This window comes from Rhodopirellula halodulae (assembly GCF_020966775.1).
GTDB lineage: Bacteria > Planctomycetota > Planctomycetia > Pirellulales > Pirellulaceae > Rhodopirellula > Rhodopirellula halodulae.
The window spans coordinates 65839-85475 of record NZ_JAJKFV010000014.1; the positions used below are offsets into that span (position 1 = coordinate 65839).

The window sequence follows — 19637 nt, forward strand, 5'->3', positions numbered from 1 at the left end:
CGGCTAGCCATGAGCGACTAGCTTGTCGATCGGAATCCGCAATCCAACAGCTAGGAGCTAGACGCTAATCGCTAGTGGCTCATTCATGTACGACACCATCATCATTGGCGCGGGGATGAGCGGGTTGGCCGCTGGAATTCGACTGGCTCATTTTGACCAGCGAGTCTGCATCCTAGAAAAGCACTACACGATCGGCGGGTTGAACTCGTTTTATCGAATGGGTGGTCGCGACTACGACGTCGGGCTGCACGCGATGACCAACTTCGCCCGCAAAGGCGACAAGAGAGGCCCGCTGGCTAAGCTCATTCGGCAGCTGCGATTCGGTTGGGAAGATTTTAAGCTGGCGGAGCAGATCGGTTCGTCCATCCGGTTCCCCGATGTTGAGTTGGATTTCAACAACGACATTGGTTTGCTCGAAAGCGAGATCAAGGCACGCTTTCCCGACCAAATCGACGGCTTCCGCAGCCTCTGCGGATCGCTGCTCGACTACAGCGACATGGACGGGGACGCGCCTGACTTCATGCGTTCGGCTCGCGAGGTGATGGCTGAGCATCTGTCGGATCCGTTGTTGATTGAGATGCTGCTGTGTCCCTTGATGTGGTACGGCAACGCTCGTGAAAACGACATGGACTTCGGGCAATTCTGCATCATGTTCCGGGCTTGTTATTTGGAAGGCTTTGGTCGGCCTTACAAAGGCGTGCGAGTCATCCTGAAGAACTTGGTGCGCAAATTCCGAGGCTTGGGCGGCGAGCTGAAGCTTCGCAGCGGCGTGTCCAAAATCCATGTGGATGATGGCAAGGCCGTGGGCGTCGTGTTGGACGACGGCACCGAATTGCAAGGCAAACGAATCCTATCGTCCGCTGGAACAGTCGAGACGATGCGGCTCTGTGACGACATCACGGAACCGGACGTTGCCAAAGCGGGCAAGTTGTCGTTCATCGAATCGATCAGCGTGTTGGATTGCGAACCGAAAGACCTGGGCTTCGATCGAACGATTGTTTTCTACAACGATTCGCCAACGTTCCATTGGGAGCGGCCCGAAGAGCAGCTCTGCGACGCTCGTACCGGAGTCATCTGCAGTCCGAACAACTACATCTACGAATCCGACGAAGGCGGATTGCCCGACGGCGTGGTGCGAATCACCACGCTCGCCAACCATGATCTTTGGTCTGAGCTGCCGGAGGAAAAATACCGCGCGGCCAAGGTGACTCAGTACGACGAAGCCGTGGCGTCAGCCGTTCGTTTCATGCCCGATTTTCGTTCTCGAGTGATCGACACGGACGTGTTCACGCCGAAAACAATTCGCCGGTTCACTTGGCATGACAACGGCGCGGTCTACGGGGCTCCTGACAAGCAGTTGGACGGAACGACTCACCTTCCCAACGTGTTTCTTTGCGGAACGGACCAAGGCTTCGTTGGAATCGTCGGCGCCATCGTCAGCGGTATCAGCATGGCGAATCGTCACTGCCTTCAGGTCTAGCCAAACCCAAGCCGTTCCGCCGCCCGGCCCGCAGCACATCCCGTAGCACAGCCTGCCAGGCTGTATCCCCTGTCGCCGTTGTTGCCCGCCCGCGGCGCATCCCCTTAGCCCCGCCTGCCACCCGCCGTAGTCTCTGCATTCGCTGCTGGCCACCGGCAACCTCCATAACCAATCCCCGCGAACAACTCGTGTCACCAATTCCGTTTGGGACGAACGTTCGCCCTGAGTTGTGGTTTTTGGACGCGACGCCGCCCCAGAGGTGTCGCCGGCATTGACAATCGGTTCGTCTCGCCGCAGGCTTTCGGCTCGCAAATTCTTCATGATTCCCGTGATTCTCGGGGTCTTTGTCCTGACGAGGTTGGAATGGCCAGCGATACTGCCGCGATTGTTTACACGCACACTGATGAAGCCCCCGCATTGGCAACCCGTTCGTTGCTGCCGATCCTGCAAGCCTTCACCAACGGCAGCGGATTGACGTTTGAGACCAAGGACATCTCTTTGGCGGGACGCATCTTGGCTGGATTCGCGGATCGGCTTCCCGCTGACAAGCAAGTTCCCGATGCGTTGGCCGAATTGGGGGAACTTGTCACCCAGCCAAATGCGAACGTGATCAAGTTGCCCAACATCAGCGCCTCGATCCCGCAATTGGTCGAAGCCATCACGGAGTTGCAGGCACAGGGATACGAAATTCCTGATTTCCCTCACGAGCCCAAGACGGACGAAGAGAAATCCGTTCGTGCCGTCTACGCCAAGGTCTTGGGAAGTGCGGTCAATCCCGTGCTCCGCGAAGGAAACTCCGACCGCCGCGTCGCCGCACCGGTGAAGGCCTACGCTCAGAAGAACCCACACTCGATGGGCGAATGGACCGCCGATTCGAAATCGCATGTTGCGCACATGAGCGAAGGTGATTTTTACGGCAGCGAAAAATCCGTCGTCGTTGACACCGCCGGATCCTTGCGGATTGAACATGTTGATTCCGATGGCAACGTCACCGTCATGCGGGACGAAGTCAAAGTGGACGCGGGCGAAGTCGTTGATTCGGCGCGTCTGAGTGCACGACAACTGCGAGCCTTCATCGCCGATCAGATTGCCGATGCGAAGTCATCCGGCGTGCTGTTCTCGTTGCACCTCAAAGCCACGATGATGAAGGTCAGTGATCCGATCCTGTTCGGGCACGTCGTCAGCGTGATGTACGACAAGTTGTTTCAAGAGCACGGAGATGTCTTGGCCGCCGCCGGCGTCGATCCCGATCAAGGTCTCGGGTCGTTGTTCGCGAAGGTGCAGGATTTGCCATCGGATCAACGAGCCTTGGTCGAAGCCACCTTGGTCGAGATTCAGTCGGATTTGCCCGACATCGCGATGGTGGATTCCGATAAAGGCATCACCAACCTGCACGTCCCCAGCGACGTCATCATCGACGCTTCCATGCCAGCTGCCATTCGTGCCGGTGGCAAAATGTGGGGGCCGGATGGGCAGCTTCATGACATGAAAGCTGTCATTCCCGATCGTTGCTATGCCGGCGTGTATCAAGCCACCATCGAAGACTGCAAGCTGAATGGCACGTTCGACGTTTCGAAGATGGGCAGTGTTTCCAACGTCGGATTGATGGCCAAGAAAGCCGAAGAGTACGGGTCGCACGACAAGACGTTCCGCGTGCCCGCCGATGGAAAGGTTCGTGTCGTTCAGGCCGACGGCAAAGAACTGATGAGCCACGACGTGGAGCAAGGTGATATTTGGCGTGCGTGCCAGACCAAGGACGTCGCCATCAAAGACTGGGTGCGTTTGGCCGTTTCGCGTTCACGAGCAACGGGAGCACCCGCGATCTTTTGGTTGGACGAAAATCGTGCCCACGATCGCAACCTGATCAACAAGGTCAACGAGTACCTGAAGGATCACGATACCGCCGGGCTGGACATTCGAATTCTGACGCCCGCCGACGCGACGCGTCATGCTTGCGGGCGTGCCCGGCAAGGCTTGGACACGATCAGCGTGACCGGCAATGTGCTCCGCGATTACTTGACCGACTTGTTTCCCATCTTGGAACTTGGCACCAGCGCCAAAATGCTTTCCATTGTTCCTTTGCTTCAAGGCGGCGGCTTGTTCGAAACGGGTGCCGGTGGGTCCGCACCCAAACACGTCGAGCAGTTCGTGAGCGAGAACCACTTGCGATGGGATTCGTTGGGTGAGTTCTTGGCGCTCGCCGTGTCGCTGGAAGACTTGGCGGAGAAAACCAAGAACGAAGAATTTGCCGTGCTGGCAAAAACGTTGGACGACGCCACCGGGCGATTCCTCGACAACGACAAGTCACCTTCGCGAAAAGTCGGCGAGCTCGATAACCGCGGCAGTCACTTTTATCTGGCGTTGTACTGGGCGGAAGCGCTCGCGTCGCAAACTCAGCACGAAGGTTTGAAGAGCCGTTTTGAGCCCATTGCCAAGGCGATGTCGGACAACGAAGACAAAATTGTCAGCGAGCTCAACGAAGCTCAAGGCGTCGAAGTCGATCTCGGTGGTTACTACCATCCCGACGAAACCAAAGCCAGCGCGGCCATGCGTCCCAGCCCCACGCTGAACGCCATCATCGACAACGCCTAACTGAGTTCGATGAAGCCACGGCACGCTCGCGTGCAGTACCGCATCACTCGTAGGTCCGGTTCCACCGGACGGCAAACCTGATTTCCCTGGGTACCACCGCATTCCGCGGGCACTCAAACGTGGCGATCTCGCCCGCCACCTTCCTGCAATCTCATCTTCCGACAATCCCACCTTCCTCGTCCGCACTCGTGCATCTCGGAGCGAGATCATGCCCGCCGATCCAACACCGGTCCTGCAATACATCAACGGCTTCCGCTTTTCGAAAGTCATGTTCGCCGCTGTCGAGCTCGGCGTTTTTGATCGGCTGGAAACACAATCACAGACGGCGGATTCCTTGTCATCGAACTTGGGGCTGCATCCATCTGCGACGCAGCGTTTGCTCGACGCGTTGGTGGGAATGGAATTGCTCGCACGAGATGGCTCGCAGTACAGTAACACCGCACTGGCGTCCGAACTGTTGACCAGCAGCAGCCCGAACCGGATGACCGGCTACATCAAGTTCAGCAACGATGTTAGCTGGAAGTTATGGTCGCACTTCGAAAACGCGATTCGTGAAGGTTCGCATCGGTGGAAAGACGCCTATGGTTGGGACCAACCCATCTTTAGCAGCTTCTTTGCCGACGAAGCTGCCATGCGAGAGTTCTTGATGGGGATGCATGGTTATGGCGTCATCAGCTCGCCAAAGGTTGTTCGTGCCGTTGACCTGTCGCCGTTCCAGCATCTCGTGGACCTCGGCGGAGCCACCGGGCACCTGCCCATCGCGGCTTGCGAAGCCTACCCGGAATTGCGGGCGACTGTCTTTGATCTTCCCGACGTTGTTCCCGTGACCAAAGAGATCGTCGGGCAATCGTTGGTGGCGGATCGGATTGATGTCGTGGCGGGAGACTTCTTTGCCGACGAATTACCGGAAGCCGATTTGATGTCACTGGGCCGGATCCTGCACGACTGGTCAGACGAAAAGATCGACCGCTTGCTGTCCAAAATCCATCAGCGACTGCCGGAAGGAGGCGGTTTGCTCTTGGCCGAGATCTTGATCCAAGACGATCGCCGCGGTCCGGACTGGGGGCAGATGCAAGACCTCAACATGCTAGTGTGCACCGAAGGACGCGAACGAACGCTGGAGGAGTACACCGCATTGCTCAAGCGTGCCGGCTTCCAGCATGTCACGGGGCAAGTCACCGGCGCCCCCGTCGACGCGGTCCTCGCGACCAAGTGAGCCAGCTCACCCGCAATACCTGCGTATTGACCTGAATCTTCGGGACGATCTCGCCCGCTACCAGGCTCCATCCAGCGGTGCACCCGCACCAGCACTTGCCGCGACCAGTGTCCAAAAGTGCTCGATCCAGAAGTCTGTGAAAGCCACCAGCCAATCTTGGCGTCAACGAATTCGCTGCGCTCCCAAGGTACGGCTCGTCCATCCAAGTTTGCTAGACTTGAGCCAAGTAGAAGTGCTCCACTTCAAGCATGGACGACGCCTCGTCGCCCATCACCCTATTGGCAGATTCGGGCCAGATCAAATGTCCATATCACTCAATCTGGATCACGACCAATCCAAACCCTTTGAAGAGCGGGCGAAAGAACTAGGAGGCGATCGACGTGGCCTGGCGATGGCAGCGGTGACGATTTGTTGGCTCGGCCTGCTGATCATTTTCAACGTGCGACTACAACTGCTTTCAGTAAAAATCGCGAACTGTATCGGCGTTTGGGCTGATGCGTTATCTCACACTACCCGAAGTTCTCGAATTGCATTGGCAGGTCATCGAAAGGACCGGTGATGGAGATGAGCCATGGCGAAACGGACGTACCTCTCATACTCTTTTCGGGGATGGGGGCCGACGCTTCGGTGTTTGCGTCGCAGTCGCTGGCTTTCCCGAATTTGGTGGTTCCTGATTGGCTGGTGCCCGCGAAGGACGACGATTTGGCGTCGTACTGCGAAAGGATGACACTGGAACTTGCGATCGATCGCCCCTGTGTGGTGGGTGGTGCCTCGTTTGGAGGAATCGTCGCGTTGGAGATGACTCGGCATCTCGACGCTTTGGCGTGCTTGTTGATTGGAAGTGTGCGAAGCCCGAGTCAATTGCCCCGGCGAATTCGCTTTCTTCGGCCAATGCCGCCCGAATTGAAACTCGTGCCGTTATCGTTCTTGCAGGCGTCGGCTGCACTGTCCGCTTCCGTCGCAGAAGGATGTCGAGCGAAGCATATGGCGGGTGTCGCTCGCCAGTTTTCGCGAGCGGATGTGGATGTCCTGCGATGGTCGGCTCGACAGATTCTGTTGTGGGAGGCGTCATACGACGACGTGGAGGTCCGTCATCTACACGGTAATCGCGATCCTATTTTTCCCGTGTCGTGTGTCACGCCGGACGAGATCGTCCGCGGCGGCGGGCATGTCATTTCGATGACCCACGCATCGCAGGTGAATGAGTTCCTTCGGCGGAGTCTTTCGCAGGTGGTTGGGTGAGTTTGGTGGCGGTCTAGTTTTCGTGGAAGCGGAAGCTGCAAAGAGCTGAAAATGCTTTTTGGGGGGGCGGCGATTGCTAGGAATGCTGAATGGCATCAAAGCATGAACGCGGAAACGCGGTTGCTAAGTTACTGGCTTGCTTGATGCCCCGAAACGGCGGGCAGCGAGGGAACGATCATGTCTCTTGGGGCGTGTTGCCACTCCAATGTTGCGGCGGGAGTGAGTTGGCCGTCGCGTCCGATTCTGTAGGCGGCGAGTTGCTGGTCACCGGTTTCGCTGACGAGGAGCCAGCGGTCGTCGGGGGTGAGGTTGAGCTTCCATGGGATGTCGCCCACCAACTTGCGTGACGCAAGGCGAAGTCGACCGTCTGGCTGGACCGTGAATGTGTAGACGCTGTCCTCGTCGCTGACGAAGTCTCGGACCGCGACAAAGAGGAATTTCGCGTCGCGAGTCAGCGTTAAATCAGATGCGTGCAGACCTCGTTTGCCTTTGACGTAGGGACTGCGTCGGGGCAATGTCGTTGCGTGTTGCCGGTCGTGTAGCCTTCCCGCCTGGTCGTATTCGTAAACGCTGACGCCGAGCTGTTGTTCGTTGCTGAAGTAGGCGATCGGGAGAGTCGGGTGATAGACGCAGTGGCGGGGACCGAACAGGGCGGGCGGGTTGGCGTTGATCGGCTGGATCGGTGTCAGTCTGCCAGTTTCAGCGTCGAATGAGTATTGATAGAGGGCGTTGTTCGTTTTCACGCAGGGAACGTAGGTGAATCGGTTGTCAGGCGTGGTGTGAACGCAGTGGGCTTCGCGGGTCGGGGTGTGAACAATGGAGGCGAGCATTTCGAGGTGACCGTCGGTCGCAAGGCGATAGGACGCAATGATCCCGGTGCGATAATTGGCGGTGAGGAAGAAACGGCCCGTACGATCGAAGCTGGTGTAACCCGATGGTTGGTCCAATCGTTTGGTTTGAATCAATTGCAGCCCCAGCGTCGTGTCCCACTGGATGGTTGCTGCCATCGAGGAGTCGTCACCGCCGGTGGTTGCAATCATTTGGCTTCGGCGATCGTTCCATGCCAGGCTTTTGGGTGCGAAGGGAAGAGGCAACGACGCGGACTCTTTCAGATGGAGTTGCTCGCCTTCGGCGATGAGTTCGATGTGATCGACCGACGAATTGGTGGTGGATGGAACGAACAGGTGATGAATAACGCTGTCGTTTTCGTCGTTGGCATTCGTGGTCGAGAAGATCGATAGAAATGCGATGATCGCCGCAACGATTGTTTGCGATCGGACGCGGGGCAAGATGAGTGCTGAGTGGGGGCGTGTCATTTGAAGGCGTGTATCGGTTTAGTCGCGTGGCTGGCGTCACGCGCTGGCATGTAGAGTTTCAGTAGAACGCAGGTTCCCCCAACGTGGCGAACCTAGTCGATGAAGAGGTCAAAAGGTTGGGTGGCCTGAATGCGGCCGTTGATTTGGAGGCTGATGGCGTGGCGGCCGGGATAGAGTGTGTAAGTGGTTGCGTTGGCGTGCAGCCGATGCCGTTTTTTCAATCTCGCCGTTTTGCCTTTGGCAATTTCGAGGCTCTTGAGTTTGTGGACTTTGGGAGCCGTGGTTCCATTGGCTTTGACAAAGTCGATGACGTAGTCGACCAGCAAGCGTTCGTTGCGTTCGGCTTGAATCTCGACTTCGAACTCCAATTGGTCGCCGGGCCGGAGTTCTTTCTTGCTTAGTTGAAAGTGAGTGATCTGGATTTTGGGGTCGCTTCGATAGCCGAGGAATGTCAGGGTGGGGGCGTGCCCTTTCTTCACCAAGGTTCGCAAGGCGTGACGGTTGATCCAATCGAGCTCGTCGGCATCTTGTCGTTTCGCGGCTTTCCATCGTCGCAATGTCTTCAGAACCAATTCCGGATGGTCTTTGGAAATGTCATTGAGGTGGTTCGCGACGGAACGCGTGACATAGCGTGTTGGATCGCTGTGAAGCGTATCGAGCAGCGGAATGGGTTGCGTTGGGTCGATAGTGAGTCGTCGAGACCAGGGGAGTTTCGGGCGTGTGCCTTCGCTGACCAGCCGTCGCACGTGATAGTTGGAATCGGTGGACCACGTTTTCAGCTCGGATAGAGTGACATCGGGAAAGGCGTCGATGAACGCTCGGATTGCGTCTTCCATCGAAAACCGCATCGTGATTTCACGCAGGGTCCTCAGCGATTCGCCAAAATGTGTGGCGGTGCATCCATTGCGAACGACATATTCACCGAGCGGTGCGAAGATGAAATCACCAAAGTCGTCGTCCGTTCGCGATGGATCCAACGGAGGCGGCAACGCATTGCGAATGATTCGGGCCGCGGCAGGGTAATCGTCGGGCAGGTGAGACTCCAACGCTTGAGCGATGTGAACGATTCGCTGCTTCAGTTCAAGTTGCTTGAGGCCTCGCATGCATTCTCGCGTGAAGCCGTCCGCATCGAAGGTTGATTCCGCATCAGCGAAGAGGCGGCTGAGATAAACAACGCGTTGGCGATTGAACAAATGATCTTTGAGGCTGAACTTTTCTTTGTCAGTCATATTGCAGGCCGAGGTCATTGTGTGCGAGTGAACGTTCGCGATGCAACAATTCACGTTTGCGTTCGATTCCCCAACGGTAGCCAGAGTCCTTCCCATCCGAACGAACAACGCGGTGGCAAGGAATGGCGATTGCAATTCGGTTTTGACCGCAGGCGGTTCCGACGGCACGGCTGGCGGAACGATCGCCCAATTGTTGCGCTAGCTGCCGATAAGTCAGGGTTTGTCCCGGCGTGCTGTCTGCTAACGCTGTCCAAACGCGTTTTTGAAAGTCGCTGCCGTTCAGGTCCAGTTTGATATCCAGCGGGCCGCTTGGTTCTTCGATGAAGTCGGCGACGCGTTGCAACTCCGAACGCACATCGTCGATCGACTCGACGATTTGATGATCAGGAAACTGACCGTTGAGGTCCGCGATGAGCTGCAGGGCCGAATCACCCAGCGAGATGGCACACACGCCAGTTTCCGATCGGGCGACCAAGACGGTGCCAAGCGAGCACGTGGTGTAGGCGAATTGGATGACAGAAGGTGACATGAGCAGTGAGCAATTTGTTTTTACGAAGACGCCGCAACGCCAATCGTTGGCTAGCGAGTTTGCTGTTTCAATTCTTCGCGAGCCCAGTCGGCCGCCAAGGTGCCGATCTGTCCGGCAAGCGAATTGACGGAGCCTTTGCCGTCCGGGTGGACTCGGTTGCTCAAGAAAATCACGGACAACTTCAACTCGGGATCGATCCACATCGCGGTCCCGGTGAAGCCACCGTGCCCGAATGCGGAGGGACTCATGGAACGACCGCGGTTGGATGAGTAGCCAGATTGTTTGTCCCAGCCGAGGGATCGTAACTGAGGTTTCGCTTTCGAGGCTGATGCCGCGTTTGCTTCGGCCACGTTCGTGGCGGCGATCATCTTTTGAAACGTTTGATCTGAAAACAGTTTGGTTCGGTCCTGTTCTCCCACGTTCAACATGGTGTTTGCGAAAAGTTGAAGATCGGACGAGGTGCTGAACAGACCCGCGTGCCCCGCGACACCGCCGAGGGCAAACGCCCGCGGGTCGTGAACTTCCCCACGCATCCAATGCCCGTCTCGCTGCTGGGTCGTCGCGCAATCCGGATCGTCGTCACCAACGCCGCGAAAACCGGTTTGGTGCATGCCGAGCGGAGTGAAGATCCGTTGCTGAGAAAACTCATCGAGCGGTTGGCCGGAGACTCGGTGAACCAATTCACCTAAGACCAGAAAGCCGACATCCGAGTACCGGAACTTTGTTCCGGCGGGACTGCGGAGTCGTTGGTTCATCAGGTTGGAAATGGACGTTTCGTGTGAGCCTTGATAGTCCGACATCGAGTTGTCCGGAATCAATCCCGAAGTATGTAGGAGGAGGTGCTGCACCGTGACGGAGTGTTTGTCATGGTTGTCGAATTCGGGCAGGTAAGTCGCGACCGGCTCGTTGAGGTCCACTTTGCCTTCGTCCACCAGAATCATCACGCTGGTGGCTGTCGCGATGGGTTTGGTCAGCGACGCCAGGTCGAAAATGGTCTCGCGAGACATGGCGATCTTCGAGGGACGAAGTTGTCGGAAGCCGAAGGCTTCATGGAAAACGGTTTGACCGTCGAATCCGACGTGAATGACCGCTCCTGGGCACTTTTGATCATCGATAGCACGCTGCACCGCACCGCTGATTTGCGATGCAGGAAAATCTTCGGCGGAGGCGGGGCTTGAAAGCAAAAACGTTGCCGCGGCGAAGGTGAGGAACGCAAGGATTTGCAGTCGTACGTTGGCTCCGTGTCGGTTTTTCATCGCAATTTGGCTCATGGCACGCGTCGGCAAAGTTTCTGAGTCGTTGTTGGTCTACAATGACGCCAGTCGAGACATTGGCTGGCCCGAACCCGGTGAAGTGTTGGGGCTGTACAGTTTCGATTGTCTCGCGGAGATCTAGGTTAGCGGTTTTGGTTTCCTGCCACACGCTCCCCTGAATTCTTCCGCCGGACGGTCCTCGTTCTGCGTGCTCGATCCCTCCTGAGTGCCCTCCCTCTGAAATTTCCCACCGGACTTCGAAACAATGAAACTCCATGCGATCTGTGCTCCTTGGTTGATGGTCTTGGTAGTGTCAGTGCTTGGCCTAAGCAACACCTGGGCGGCATCGCCGCAGCCGCCCAACATTGTTTTGGTGTTGGTTGATGACATGGGGTTTTCGGATCTGGGGTGCTACGGCAGCGAGATTGAAACGCCCAACATCGACGCATTGGCAACCAATGGCCTGCGTTTCACCCAGTTTTACAACTCGGGGCGTTGTTGTCCGACGCGAGCCAGTTTGATGACGGGGTTGCATCCGCACCAAGTTGGTATCGGCCACATGACGGCTCCACCGAACCAGCCCTATGAAGGTCCACCTGCCTATCAAGGGCATTTGAACGAGACCTGCACGACCATTCCCGAAGTGTTGCGAGGCGATGGCTATCACACATTCATGACTGGCAAATGGCACCTGGGTCACGCGGACAAGGGCGATTGGCCGATGCAGCGAGGTTTCGACCGCTTTTATGGTGGGATCAGCGGAGCGTTCAATTATTTCAAGCCGGGCGGTGACCGCGGAATGACCGACGGCAACCAAGACGTGACGACTGGGGATGACTTTTATGCGACCGATGCCTTCACGGAGATCGCATGTGACTACATCAAGGAGGCGACTGCCAAGGATGACAAGCCGTTCTTTTTGTACTTGGCTTACAACTCGCCCCACTGGCCGCTCAACGCGAAGGTGAAGGATTTCGAAAAGTATCGTGGCAAGTATCGAGGAGGCTGGGATGCCGTGATGGCCGCGCGTCAGCAGAAACAGCGCGAGTTGGGCCTGTTTGAAAGTGATGTGGAGGCGGCTCCTCACGTCGGACCGGATTGGGCATCGTTGACGGAAAAACAGCGTGACAATTTGGACGCGATCATGGCAGCGTATGCCGGGTGCATTGACAACATTGATCAGAACATTGGCAAGTTGGTCGCGCATCTGAAATCGATCGGCCAGTATGACAACACGTTGATTCTGTTCTTGTCGGACAATGGTGCTTGCCAAGAAGGCGGGAAGCTCGGTTTCGGTAGCGAAGACATGGTTCGCAATCCACCGCTGGAAACAACCAACGGGGTGCGTTTGGGATTGGCGTGGGCGAACGCCTGCAACACTCCATTTCGTTTGTACAAGCACTTTTTGCACGAAGGCGGCGCGAACACACCGTTCATCGCTCATTGGCCCGCGGGGATTCCGCAGTCACGCCACAACACGTTTGTGCGTCAGCCGGCCTATTTGCCAGACGTGATGGCGACTTGCGTGGAGTTGGCGGCGGCCACGATGCCGGGCGATGTTCCGCCATGCGAAGGGGTTTCGTTCGCGAGTGCGTTGACCGGTGGTGAAGAAATTGCAAGCCAACCGATTCATGCTCAACCGATGTTTTTCGAGCACGAGGGCAACGCGATGATGCGAGCCGGAGATTGGAAGCTGGTTCGCGAATACAAGAAGCCTTGGGAGCTTTATAACCTGTCGGAGGACCGGACCGAGTTGAATGACCTGTCAACGGCCCAGTCGCAACGACGCGACCGGATGATCGCCGCTTGGGAGGATTGGGCGACGAAGACCGAGGTGATGTTCCCCGAGCGATTCAACATGTATCAACATTTGAAAGAGCAGAAGAAAAAGAAGAAGTGACGCAAGGGAGGGCGGCTCGGTTTTACCGTGGGTTTGCGTTGAAAGCATGTTGTCGCGTGCGTGGTTTGTCGCGGTGCACGACCGGCAGTTCGACGTGGCTCGTCGTTGGACGTCTCAGCCGCATCCGGTTGCCGGTTTGTTGGCGAGCGTTGGGTTGACGCGTGAGGTGCGCGGTCGTCAGGCGGGGCCTGACCTACGGGGTGCGGCGTTCTTGGACGATCCGTTGAGACACGTTGATAGCGGTTGGACGTCTTAGCCGCAGAGCGTTAGCTCCGGTTGTCGGTCTGCTTGCGATCGCTTCGTTTCCACGTGAGGTGCGCGGTTGTCAGGCGGGGCCTGACCTACGGTTGGTGGGAGATGGGGCGCATGGCGGGGATGGGATTGGCGTCGTTTTCCCAGGCTCGCACTTGGATTTCATCGATGACGGCTTCGCCTCCGCCGAGGACTTCAAACATCACGTGGATGGGGTCGTCTCCGATGGTTTGACGATACAACGTCACGGGAACCCAGTCCGGTTGGTCACGCACCAACACTCCGAGTTCTTGCGTGCCCATCGAATCGTAGATCAGCAAACCCTGGTGTGGGCCACCAAACCCCAGCGTGCGTACAACCGCGTCGATGCGGATCGCTTGATTGGGTTCCACAAAAATCGGCGGGCTGCGGACCAGCAGTGCAGTGCCTTCATAGCCTCCGGGAAGTGCGTCGTCTTGCTTGGGGATGACTCGGACAGAGAGTGCACCCGTTCCGTGAAAGACGCCTCGGTCGATGCACTCGGCGGTTGTCTCGGCCCAGGCGGAGTGACGTCGCCCGAAGGTCCAGCCTTCCCGTTGGAGGTGTTCCGGTTCGTCCATGGCTCCGCTGGGCAGCAAATTCACGCCCCAGCGTGAACGACCGTGGATATCACCGATCGGAGGCAGCTTTAACACCGAGGTCGTGGCAAGCCCCGATCGAAGCAACGGTGACCACGCGATATGCGTTTCGAGGTTTCCCGAGTCCAATGGCGGGCAGCTAACAATTCCCGATTCCGTTTCGCGAAACGCGTCGATCAGCATCCAGTTGGCTTTCAAGCCCCACGCGTCCGCGCGAGCAGCCAATCGCAAGGCGGATTGGTTGTCGTTGCCGCGTACCATTCGTTCTGAATTGTTGACGGTTGAGCGGGCGACGTTGAGCAGGTCGTCGGGGGCATCTCGCTGGACGGCGCGAGCGGAAACGGCTCTCGCCCAAGCCGTGCTGGAACGCTCAATCGCGTCGCGAGCCAACTGCCAACGGTCCAGGGATGCTTGTTGGGAGTACTTCGCCAGCGACGATGCCAGCTTGCCGCCTTCGGAGATGTCTTCGCTGATGGCAATGACCTCGACCACATCCGGCGAAACGATTTCAATCGATGTGCCGCTGGTGGTGGTTTGCGGTTCGATCCGCTCCGCGGCAAAGTGAGTCAATCGCCACATCAGTTTGCCTTGTTCAAATGCGGGCAAATCGATGCGCAGCGTTTTTCCATCGCCACTGAGAATGTTCGATCCGCGAACCATGTTGGATGTGCAGATCAAGAACGTCGTTCCGCCGTTAACCAAACGATGCGCTGAATAGTTGGAGTTCACCGGGATTGGGGTTCGGTCCGGTGTACCCGTCGAGATCCATGCTTCAAAAGAAGCCACAAACCGGTTGATGAAGCTGATCGCCATGCCTCGGTTTTGATCCAGCGTTTCTCCGGAGGCCAGGGAACGGGTGGAGCGAACCAGGATGGCGGCGGGGGCGTCCGCCATTGCGTCGGCGACTTCACGCCACATGGGTTGCCAGCAAAATGTTTCGCTGTTTGGTGTCCCGATGCGGTGGGCGATGGCGTCTGTTTGTGTCACCGAGGCGGCATTGGGCATCCCAAGGACGCTGACCGCGATGGGTTTGCCGCCCAATCGAAATTGTTGCTGGGCTCGTTCGTCACGAATGGAGTGGCTGGCGAGGGCTCGGATACGCGGGGGTGATGTCAGGACGGCGGCGTCGAGCAGCGATCCGTAGTACCGAAAGTCTTCGACGGGTGATCCCACGATCGGACGTTGCCAGCGACGCGGGAGGGCTCGCAACCGAGCGATCTTCTGAGCGATCTCTTCGCGATGATGGCTGTCCATCGCGATGGAGGACGCCGCGATCCAGCCGGCAACGGGTTCGAGCAGTGGTTCCAGCTTGGGGTCCGGGATGGTGGGGCAAGGCGCGTAAATGCGCATCCGGTGGGCGATGGCATCGGACAGGATTGCTGCGGAGGGAGGCTGATCCAGCCAGATCGCATCAAAACCAAGTGACCGGATCCAGCTAAGTGGCTCGTTGTTGTATTGAATGATCCGTGTGACGCGTCCGATGGGGAAGGCGGGGCGATCGCCCGGCGAGACGGTTGCGCGTTTGGACGTCGTTGGAATCGAACCGGCGTTGTTGGCGTATTGTTGAGACTCCCGATGCAACATCGACAGGTCAACATTCATGCGCTGCGAGGCGATGCTCCCCGGTGCAACGGCTGGTTTCGAATGGGGGGAGCTATCCAGTTCCGTGACAGGAACCATGGCGTTGACACGCAGATCATCCAGGCGAAGCGTCGCGTTGCCGGCACCACCGTAGGCATTGACCACGACAGCATCGACGTAGGGCGACGAGACGTCGGCACGCAATCCGTATTCGTTGCGAAGGGCGATGATCTTTAAACGCAACTGCGATTGGATCGCGGAAACGCTGAGTCGTTGAAATTCCCCGACGCGTCGATAGGACGAACCGAAGATCAACACGGAGACGGGGCGTTTGGTGCCGGGGTCAATCAGATAGGGAAATCGAACGCGAAAGCCAACTTGGACTCCGGGGTTCAGGCCTTTGACCGATACCATCGCGGTCAATTCGTCAATCGGACGAACCGGTTCAATGGGATAAGTCAGGATGGCCCGGGTGCCATGTCCCATGACGAGAGAGATCGCTTCGCAAACGCCTCCTTCGGCCGTGGCGTCATTTTCGTGCCCCTGATCAGCGACTTTTGCATCGCAGTCGCTTTCGTGCAGCGACCATCGGGGCGGGTACGCGTCCAGCGAATCGACAAGCTGCGCAGAAGCAATGGAGGGCGCAACAAGCGAAACGAGAATGACAACCGACGCGAAAGGTCGAAGGCAGCACAGGAAGCGAAGTTGTCGCCAGCTTGACCAAGTGACCGAGTCGACGGATCGGTTTTGTTCGGAGGCCGAGTCGGCTCGGGGTGGCGCAGCATCAAACGCGACCCGGTCCGGTCGGGCCTGTCTCGGAATACTTTTCCTAGCCGGTTCAGCCATCGCGCGAAACTCTACAAACAGGTTGGTGGGCCGAATTGATCGTTGACCACCTTCGCAACCAAGGGAACAATCCCTAGCAAGTGACCGGGAGGCGAAAAGGCAACGTCATGTTGCGAAACCTCCCCAACATCGGGTTGATCCCCCGAAACGCACCTAAGTGCTTGGGATACCAAGTCTTGGGCAGGAAAGCCAGATCGAAAGTGTGTTGCCCAAATGCCACGTTGCGAAATCGCAACACACGTCCAAGAAAACCGTAAGTGCTTTTCCCGCAATGAGTTCGGGATCACAACGTCGTTCCGGCAGGCGGCCGGCACCGCAAGTGCAATGGATGGCTCTCATCAAACGAGCGACACCTCGCTGGTTTGATTCCACACCCTGAATGCCTCGAAGGAAAGTCACTTTTATGACCAAGATTGCTGCCAACAACACCGCCAAGATCAACGACGAAACCCCAGTCGAATTGCAAGAAATGGCTGCTGCGATCGAAGCTTTGCCAGCTCGTTATCGTGACGCCGTTGCACCCGCACTGGCCCGCGTTGTGGAGTGCAGCACCCGTCGCCGTCGCATTTTGAACTTGGTCCAAGAGGCATTGTCGCAACTGCGTTTGGACATGAAGTATTTGATCTTTGATTTGGAAGCGACTCGTCGCGAACGTGATCAATACAAAGAAATGCTGGAGCAAAACGGCGAACTGTGAGCCGCTGAATTCAAAGCGTGTGAACGCTTTGGGGTGTGCCTTCCCTGTTTGGATTCGTCCGGTATCGCCCGGGCGAATCTCTTGCGGATTGAGCCACCAAGTTGAGTCTCGTCAGGCGACTTGATGGTCAAGAGTGCCTCGCGAAGGCGTCCGGTGACAGCCGGACGGATGAAAGAGAATCGAAGCGGGATTGCGAATGCCGTTTCTCACTGATCAAGCCGCACGCTCGTTGGCTTGATTGCCACCCGAGAAACTTTGATCGGGTTGGTCATCAGACCGCACGGAAGGTTGCTTGGACGCTTCCAGTTGCGACGTCACTTGTTCGTACTGTTCGGTCGCGCTCAGATGCTGTGGTCCGCTCAGGTGTTGTGGTGCGCTCGGGTGCTTTGGTGCGCTCGGGTGCTTTGGTGCGCTGTGTGTTGGGACGACTCGGTGCGAGTTTTCTTCTGCCTGCTCGGTCGCTTGAACTTCCGCCGTCATCGGGAACGAAGTCTGATTGCCGCCGATCGCAAAGGCTGGTTCGGGATGCACGTTGATCGTTTCACTGGTCTCTGTTTGTCGGCCCAGACGTTGACGTCCATGTTCGGGGACCATCTTGTCAAACAGGTTGCCCAGCAATCGCGGGTGGAAGCAGACGTAGGACCAGAACAGGCCAAACGCGACACCGCCGCAGACGTCGCTTAAAAAGTGCGCGCTGGTGTTGACTCGGTTGATCAAGACTCCGGCCCACACCATGGCAAACAGCAAGCGTCCGCGTGGGACGACGACCCACAAACCGATCAGCATGGCGGTGGCGGTGACCACATGCCCGCTGGGGAAGGCTCGCATGGCAGAGTCAAACGAGGCGACTTCACTGAGGTCCCAATCAAACGCCCAGAGCCACGCGGTGTCGTGACCGGCCAGGTCGAGGTTGAGGTTGCTAGGGCGCGGGCGAATGACAAACATCTTGGCGATCGTTGCGATGGCCCCGCCACCCATGGCCAGTGTTGCCAAACGCGGCAAATGCCATCGGCGTTTGGGAGCCATCAACAAAATGGCCAGCAAAATGACGAACACTCCGTAACCGTGCGAGAGAACCAACGAGAGTTCCAGAGCGGAATCGAGTTCCGCGGGCAAGGGTCGAGTTTCAAAGTACCGGGCGACGGTCACATCCAACAGCGTCAGCATCGGCACCAGCATCATGGTCATGGCGCCCATGTAGAACAGCGTGACCGGGCGATACAGAGTCACTGCGTCGTTGGTGGCGTTGGTTTTTCCAAGCGAATTTGATTCGCGGGGCGAGGTCGCTTCGAATCCGTTCACGATGGCGTCCTGGTGCGCGATGGGGCAGATCGGCGGTCTGGGTGGGGAGAACATGGTCACGTTCAAGCCTGCAAAGACGCGAACAGGAATGAGTTCTCAGTCGAATGATGACGCTACGAAATCGCGGGTGTGGAGCGGAACCCCAGTCGCGGATCGCCCGGGGTACCACGTTTCGATATCACGTAGGTCCGGTTTCACCGAACAATACGTAGGTCCGGTTCCACCGGACGATCCCCTGCGTCCAGCGGCAATTTTTTCAAAAGCGTAGATTGCCTGTAGGCTCCTTCGCCGCAGAGCGTTCGCACCGGTTGTTGGATCGAGGTGCGGCTTTGAGAGTTTGACCGGGACTGGGTTGAATGCTTCGTAAGTTGCGCGGTCGTCAGGCACGGCCTGACCTACGATGAGTGACGTTTTCCGTGATAGGATGCTTGGCGAAACTGGCCTGCATGGTGGCTTGCTCGCACACTCGTGAAACTTTGACGCATGAAACATCACGTTCAACGACAGATCTCGTTTTTGCGGACCACGGCGATTGGTGGCATCTTCTTTCTGTTGCCGCTGTTGGTGGTGTTGGTTCTGATCGGGCAGTTGGTTCAGGTCATCTATGCGGTGGCGGTGGCGTTGCTTCCGTTCTTGAATGACTACACGCCGTTTCATGACACCACGGGCTACCTGATCGTTTTCGCCATCGCGACGTTGGTGTTGATTTTGGCTTGTTTCATTTCGGGCATCATGGCTCGACGCTCGATCGCGCGTCAGTTCACGCGTCTGGTCGAGAAGTATCTGCTGATGTTGTTTCCGCGGTATGCGATCTTCAAAGAGCAACTCAGTGGCAACATCGGCGGCAGCATTTCGAAAAATCGCTTGCGTCCGGTGGTAGTCCAGTTGGAAGGCTATGCCCGTTTGGCGTTTGAGGTCGAACGTCGGGATCACGCGACCAACCAGACAGATCCTTTGGCGGTGACGTTGTATTTGCCAGGGTCGCCTGATCCCTGGAGCGGGACCGTGGTGATGGTGGAAGCGTCTCGGGTCAGTCCGATTGACGCACCGTTTGGTGATGTGGTGGCCACGTTTGAGCAGTTGGGAACTGACACGCAGCGTTGGGCTCGCGGTGAGTCGACCGTTGCCGCCGAGTAGGTGTGGTTTCATGTAGTGGTGGAGTCACGGCGGGGAAGGTTCTCCAAGCGTTGGACGTGATGCGGGTTTGGAGTGGTTTACGAGGGTCGGTCTTGCTTGAGAATTTGCGCGGTCGTCAGGCGGGGCCTGACCTACGGGCGTGCGAAGGTCGCTCGTTGAGAGATGGTCTCGATCGAGCGATCACATAGCCGCAGAGCGTTAGCTCCGGTTGTTAGAAGGGCTGCTGGAGCCGGACGTCTCGAGATCCGACGGATGGGGTTTGTCCGCGAGGTTTGGTGCTTTCCGGTGATTCGCGCGGTCGTCAGGCACGGCCTGACCTACTGTCGCGGATCGCTCCGCGGTCCTGCGTGAGTGTGTCCCGCGACGAAGATCGAACGACATCACGGAATTCCGTAACTGCAATTTCTTCGCGAGGTTTGTGTTGGTGGGTGATGTGCGCGGTCGTCAG

16 protein-coding genes are annotated in these 19637 nt (G+C 57.4%); 10 read left to right on the forward strand and 6 right to left on the reverse strand.

From position 1 onward, the window contains the following. Positions 1–85: 85 nt before the first annotated feature. The 5 genes from LOC70_RS12240 (at position 86) to LOC70_RS12260 (ending at position 6530) form a co-directional block, all read left to right on the forward strand. Positions 86–1480 (forward strand): phytoene desaturase family protein, encoded by a 1395-nt coding sequence (locus LOC70_RS12240; protein WP_230253863.1) that lies wholly within the window; start codon positions 86–88, stop codon positions 1478–1480. A gap of 363 nt (positions 1481–1843) precedes the next feature. After that, positions 1844–4072, forward strand: a complete 2229-nt coding sequence (locus LOC70_RS12245; RefSeq protein ID WP_230253864.1) for an NADP-dependent isocitrate dehydrogenase — start codon at positions 1844–1846, stop codon at positions 4070–4072. Between the two features lie 208 nt (positions 4073–4280). Further along, positions 4281–5288 (forward strand): class I SAM-dependent methyltransferase, encoded by a 1008-nt coding sequence (locus LOC70_RS12250; RefSeq protein ID WP_230253865.1) that lies wholly within the window; start codon positions 4281–4283, stop codon positions 5286–5288. A 301-nt stretch (positions 5289–5589) separates the two neighbouring features. Next, positions 5590–5847, forward strand: coding sequence for a hypothetical protein (locus LOC70_RS12255; RefSeq protein ID WP_230253866.1), 258 nt, complete (start codon positions 5590–5592; stop codon positions 5845–5847). Continuing rightward, positions 5847–6530 carry an alpha/beta fold hydrolase gene (locus LOC70_RS12260; protein WP_230253867.1) on the forward strand — a complete coding sequence of 228 codons (684 nt, stop codon included), beginning with the start codon at positions 5847–5849 and terminating at the stop codon, positions 6528–6530. Before LOC70_RS12255 ends, LOC70_RS12260 begins: the two co-directional genes overlap by 1 nt. A 128-nt stretch (positions 6531–6658) precedes the next feature. Here LOC70_RS12260 and LOC70_RS12265 read toward each other — a convergent pair whose 3' ends face one another. The 4 genes from LOC70_RS12265 to LOC70_RS12280 all read right to left on the reverse strand — a co-directional run bounded on the left by LOC70_RS12265 (position 6659) and on the right by LOC70_RS12280 (position 10860). Continuing rightward, the gene (locus LOC70_RS12265) at positions 6659–7846 is read right to left on the reverse strand and encodes a lactonase family protein (RefSeq protein WP_230253868.1); all 1188 of its coding nucleotides are present in this window, start codon (positions 7844–7846) and stop codon (positions 6659–6661) included. Between the two features lie 92 nt (positions 7847–7938). Next, on the reverse strand, positions 7939–9075 hold the full coding sequence (locus tag LOC70_RS12270) for a hypothetical protein (RefSeq protein WP_230253869.1): 1137 nt from the start codon (positions 9073–9075) through the stop codon (positions 7939–7941). Continuing rightward, positions 9068–9604: a methylated-DNA--[protein]-cysteine S-methyltransferase gene (locus tag LOC70_RS12275; RefSeq protein ID WP_230253870.1), complete on the reverse strand. Its 537-nt coding sequence runs from the start codon at positions 9602–9604 to the stop codon at positions 9068–9070. Before LOC70_RS12275 ends, LOC70_RS12270 begins: the two co-directional genes overlap by 8 nt. Before the next feature lie 50 nt (positions 9605–9654). After that, a complete protein-coding gene (locus LOC70_RS12280; RefSeq protein WP_230253871.1) occupies positions 9655–10860 on the reverse strand; it encodes a serine hydrolase domain-containing protein in 1206 nt (401 codons plus the stop codon). A gap of 13 nt (positions 10861–10873) precedes the next feature. Between LOC70_RS12280 and LOC70_RS24285 the strand changes: the two genes are divergently transcribed. From LOC70_RS24285 to LOC70_RS12290, 3 genes are all read left to right on the forward strand, one after another. Next, entirely contained in the window at positions 10874–10999 is a 126-nt protein-coding gene (locus LOC70_RS24285; protein WP_255716022.1) for a hypothetical protein, read from the forward strand. Between the two features lie 123 nt (positions 11000–11122). After that, a complete protein-coding gene (locus LOC70_RS12285; protein ID WP_230253872.1) occupies positions 11123–12757 on the forward strand; it encodes an arylsulfatase in 1635 nt (544 codons plus the stop codon). 46 nt (positions 12758–12803) lie between these two features. Then, a complete protein-coding gene (locus LOC70_RS12290) occupies positions 12804–13013 on the forward strand; it encodes a hypothetical protein (RefSeq protein ID WP_230253873.1) in 210 nt (69 codons plus the stop codon). An 85-nt stretch (positions 13014–13098) separates the two neighbouring features. Here the strand turns inward: LOC70_RS12290 and LOC70_RS12295 are convergent, their stop codons facing one another. Further along, positions 13099–15693 carry a hypothetical protein gene (locus tag LOC70_RS12295; RefSeq protein ID WP_230253874.1) on the reverse strand — a complete coding sequence of 865 codons (2595 nt, stop codon included), beginning with the start codon at positions 15691–15693 and terminating at the stop codon, positions 13099–13101. A gap of 763 nt (positions 15694–16456) precedes the next feature. Between LOC70_RS12295 and LOC70_RS12300 the strand changes: the two genes are divergently transcribed. Next, positions 16457–16750 carry a transcriptional regulator gene (locus LOC70_RS12300; RefSeq protein WP_230253875.1) on the forward strand — a complete coding sequence of 98 codons (294 nt, stop codon included), beginning with the start codon at positions 16457–16459 and terminating at the stop codon, positions 16748–16750. A gap of 213 nt (positions 16751–16963) precedes the next feature. Here LOC70_RS12300 and LOC70_RS12305 read toward each other — a convergent pair whose 3' ends face one another. Beyond that, positions 16964–18106, reverse strand: coding sequence for a phosphatase PAP2 family protein (locus LOC70_RS12305; RefSeq protein ID WP_230253876.1), 1143 nt, complete (start codon positions 18104–18106; stop codon positions 16964–16966). 429 nt (positions 18107–18535) lie between these two features. Between LOC70_RS12305 and LOC70_RS12310 the strand changes: the two genes are divergently transcribed. Continuing rightward, a complete protein-coding gene (locus tag LOC70_RS12310) occupies positions 18536–19189 on the forward strand; it encodes a DUF502 domain-containing protein (protein ID WP_230253877.1) in 654 nt (217 codons plus the stop codon). Positions 19190–19637 lie beyond the last annotated feature (448 nt).